Raw genomic sequence first — 3,729 nt, 5'->3', positions numbered from 1 at the left:
TTTTATTGTATTTCCTAAGTCTCATTGAACGACCTCAATTCCACGGAATCTGGTGGCGCTTAAAGTGTACGGGCATTTTACGGGAAGGTTGCATTACTGTAAACATGATTGGAGCTGTGTCAGTTCTGTGTTAGCGGGTTCTGCTTGCTTTGTCACATATGTAACCGGGTGTGACGCAGACGCTTGCAAAGCCCGATATATGCAGGATCTATAACGAAAGCGATAAGAATTGATGGGCTTATAGGCTAATGAGCATAAACACCGGGAAAATAACACAACTAATTAACAATTAATTATCAAATAACAGACATCGCCAGCGGGAGATATTTAATCACTTTTGCTGAATCGGTTAAATTATTTAATGAATTGAATAAAAGGAGTCAATAATTTCCGACAATGTTAAGCGCACAAAACAACAAATGAAAAATGCAGAATATAGAATCGTTAATAAGCCGTTATAATTACGTTGAGTGATTACAACGGCTAATAACATCCCGATCGGGCGCTAAATCAGCGCGGTCTTCCGCAAGGCCAGATAATCCAGCAGACTTCCGAGCACAATACCGCCTACGGCCGTTAACGCTGCGATCTCCAGCATGCCGGGCAGGAAGGAAAAGGCGGTGTAGTCCATGGCATTCAGCACCAGTAACAGTAGCCATATCGCCAGCATCAGGCACCCGGCCGCGAGGATCAATAGCGCCAGAGCGTAAGCCCGCGGGTAGTGCGTGCGTGGCATAAAGCTTTCGGTGCGCTGGGTGTGTTCCAGCGTGCGCCGACAGACCAGTAAAAGCACAATCCCCGGCACGGCCGCAATCACCGAGAAGAGATAAAAGGTTGGCCAGCCGTGCGCTTCGACAAACCAACCGGCAATCGGGCCGACATACACGCGCCCGACCGCCGATAGCGCCGACAGTAAGGCAAACTGGGTGGCGGAAAACGATTTATTGCACAGCGTCATTAACAGGGCGACAAACGCCGCGGTGCCCATCCCGCCGCACAGGTTTTCGAAAAATACCGCCGTCGCCATCGAATAAAGATGTTTATCGGTGATCGACAGCAGCCAGTAGCCGGCATTGGAGACGCCCTGCAGCACCCCGAAGATCAGCAGGGCGCGGAACAGGGTCAGACGCTGCATTAATACCCCGCCGTACAGCGCGCCAACAATGGTGGCGAAAAGTCCCAGCGTTTTATTGACCATCCCGACCTCTCCGGCATCAAAACCAACGCCGCGAATCAGGAAGGTGGTGGTCAGGCTCATGGCAAAGGCGTCGCCAAGCTTATAAAGGACAATCAACAGCAGGATCAGCCAGGCATTGTTACGCCCGAAGAAATCACGTAGCGGCGCCGCAACCGCCTGTTCGAGGCTCTTCGGTACCGGGATCACGTCGCTTGGTTCCGGTGCCAGCAGCGTAGCGATGATGCAGGGGATCAGCAGCGCGGCCATCAGCCAGTACATTCCCTGCCAGCCGAGCCAGCGATCGGCCAGCCATAGCGCCAGGCCGCCGGAGACCAGCATCCCGAGGCGATAGCCCAGCACGCTGATGGCTGCCCCTGCGCCGCGCTCTTCTGCCGGCAGGACATCGGTTTTCCATGCGTCAAAGACAATATCCTGTGACGCGGAACAGAAGGCGATGACCACCGCTAACGCGGCCATCCAGCGGAGCTGGCTGGCGGGCTCAAGGAACCCCATGGCGGCAATGGCGATAAGCAGCAGAAACTGGGTGGTCAGCAGCCAGCCGCGGCGGCGGCCAAGAAACGGCGGCGTGTAGCGGTCCATGACCGGCGACCAGAGAAATTTAAACACGTAAGCCTGGCCGACAAGCGAGAAAAAACCGATGGTTTTCAGATCGATATTTTCAACGGTCATCCACGCCTGCAGCGTGCCGGAAGTCAGGGCAAGAGGCAAACCGGAAGCGAAACCGAGGATCAGCAAAATGGCTGATTTAGGTTGCTGAAAAATGCGTAAGTAGTGGTTGGACATGGTTTATTGCGCCAACCCGACGTGAGGCCGGGTTGGCGAACGAATCAACGAGCGTTTTGCTTGATGAAATCGTGGATGCTGGTGTCCTGCGCCATATCGGCGATGGTGTCGGTCAGGACGCTGTTCACAGCATTGGCAATATTCTGGTTGGAGGCCTGGAAGGCGCCTTCAACAGAATAGCTTGCGCGATAGTTTTTAGTCATTTTGGTACCGTTCGCGGCAGTCGCGATGATGGCGATATCCGCCTTCGTGGCGATGTTGTAGCGCACGTTGCCCTGAGAAACATCGGCATACAGTTTGTTGACGATGATCTGCAGATCGACGGCGCCGTTCGGCCCAATCATATAGCCGCGGGCGGTCATTTGCTTCTCAAGCACTTCCTGCAGCAGGAAACGCAGGTCGCGGGAGGCGGTCAGCGTCACCTGCTGGTTATTGCGGGTCACTTTCGCCAACGCCTGGTCCGGACGCTGATCCGCGCCGTTGATGCTAACGGTGACGCCCATCAGGCTCGGGTCCTGCTGCGGCAGGCTCATTTTCGGCGATACATCAATGGTCGTCGGCGGCGTGGCGCATCCGGCCAGCATAAACAGCGCGACCAGCGGGAAAATAATTTTCTTAAACATGTTCAGGGTCTCAACGCATGGTGTTGTTATGAGGAAAATTCCCGCCATCATAACATCGCCAACGGCAAGGGGAAGTGGCAACGTATGTAAATTCATCGCGTTGTACATTTTATCGTCTCCCCCCATTTTTCTCGCGATTCAGGCGGGTGTTCTGGGGGACTCAGTGAGTAAACTCGATACTTTTGAATGAAAATATCAGAGGAATGCTAATTTTTTGTTGTTTTCCCGTAATGGAAGCGGTAAAAGCGGCTAACATTTAAAAGGAATGGCGGCATCTCAGCGTTGTCGGAGGAGAAAATTCATGATGATACGTGAACAGATCGAAGCAAAACTTAGGGCAGCGTTCGACCCCGTGTATCTCGAAGTCGTGGATGAAAGTTATCGCCACAATGTCCCAGCGGGCTCTGAAAGTCATTTTAAAGTGGTGTTGGTCAGCGATCGTTTCACCGGTGAGCGTTTCCTTAACCGTCACCGGATGATTTACGGTACGTTGACCGAGGAGCTGTCGAGCACCGTGCATGCGCTGGCGCTGCATACCTATACGATCAAAGAGTGGGAAGGGCTTCAGGACACTGTCTTTGCGTCTCCTCCATGCCGCGGGGCAGGAAGCATCGCGTAAAAATCCCATTTGCAACCGCTGGAGCTTTTCCAGTATGTTGCGTGAAGATTTATCAAAAAACGGCCTACGGGCCGTTTTGTTTTGCCTGGAAAATGTGCGCTGTCGGCACTTTTACAGACAAATTTGCGCGGGAAATGTGAAAAATGCCGCAGCAGTGGGCGACAACCGTTCTCGACTCACAAAAGTGATGCCGCTATAATGCCGCATCTTATATGAATGTCTTCGGGATGATTCTGACGACAGGGAATGTGTTTCTGATTGAAGAGGGCATCCCGGTTCTGCGAAGCAACTTACACGCGCTTCCAGAGTTGACCGAGCACTGTGATTTTTTTGAGGTAACAAGATGCAAGTTTCAGTTGAAACCACTCAGGGCCTTGGGCGCCGTGTAACGATTACTATAGCCGCTGAAAGCATATATAATGATGTATAAAGAGTGCTTGTCTACTTTTCGAAATAAGTTCGCATTGTCGGATTACGTTTAGGCATTGTTCCGTTGTTTGTTGTTG

Annotated in this window: 3 protein-coding genes and 1 pseudogene; 2 read left to right on the top strand and 2 right to left on the bottom strand. The window is 52.3% G+C overall.

Annotated elements, in window-relative coordinates; genetic code table 11:
* Positions 1–505 precede the first annotated feature (505 nt).
* Together ampG and ACI2JR_RS28090 are read right to left on the bottom strand one after the other, a co-directional pair.
* Positions 506–1,981 carry a muropeptide MFS transporter AmpG gene (gene ampG, locus ACI2JR_RS28095; protein ID WP_132728437.1) on the bottom strand — a complete coding sequence of 492 codons (1,476 nt, stop codon included), beginning with the start codon at positions 1,979–1,981 and terminating at the stop codon, positions 506–508.
* Positions 1,982–2,025: 44 nt separating this feature from the next.
* Positions 2,026–2,604 (bottom strand): lipoprotein, encoded by a 579-nt coding sequence (locus tag ACI2JR_RS28090; RefSeq protein WP_132728439.1) that lies wholly within the window; start codon positions 2,602–2,604, stop codon positions 2,026–2,028.
* Between the two features lie 301 nt (positions 2,605–2,905).
* On the opposite strand from ACI2JR_RS28090, the gene bolA reads away from it, so the two are divergent.
* Both bolA and ACI2JR_RS28080 read left to right on the top strand, forming a co-directional pair.
* Entirely contained in the window at positions 2,906–3,223 is a 318-nt protein-coding gene (bolA, locus tag ACI2JR_RS28085; protein WP_015585028.1) for a transcriptional regulator BolA, read from the top strand.
* Positions 3,224–3,566: 343 nt separating this feature from the next.
* A pseudogene (locus tag ACI2JR_RS28080) lies at positions 3,567–3,638 on the top strand (hypothetical protein); the annotation flags it as partial.
* Positions 3,639–3,729 lie beyond the last annotated feature (91 nt).

The sequence above is a fragment of the Klebsiella sp. NPDC088457 genome (assembly GCF_044900465.1).
In the GTDB taxonomy this organism is placed as follows: domain Bacteria; phylum Pseudomonadota; class Gammaproteobacteria; order Enterobacterales; family Enterobacteriaceae; genus Klebsiella.
The sequence above is the reverse complement of the archived record's forward strand: the minus strand, read 5'-3'. Positions and strand labels throughout refer to the sequence as shown.

Coding starts and splice junctions, on each gene's coding strand:
- bolA (WP_015585028.1), top strand. CDS start 2,906: ATGATGATACGTGAACAGATCGAAGCAAAACTTAGGGCAGCGTTCGAC.
- ACI2JR_RS28090 (WP_132728439.1), bottom strand. CDS start 2,604: ATGTTTAAGAAAATTATTTTCCCGCTGGTCGCGCTGTTTATGCTGGCC.
- ampG (WP_132728437.1), bottom strand. CDS start 1,981: ATGTCCAACCACTACTTACGCATTTTTCAGCAACCTAAATCAGCCATT.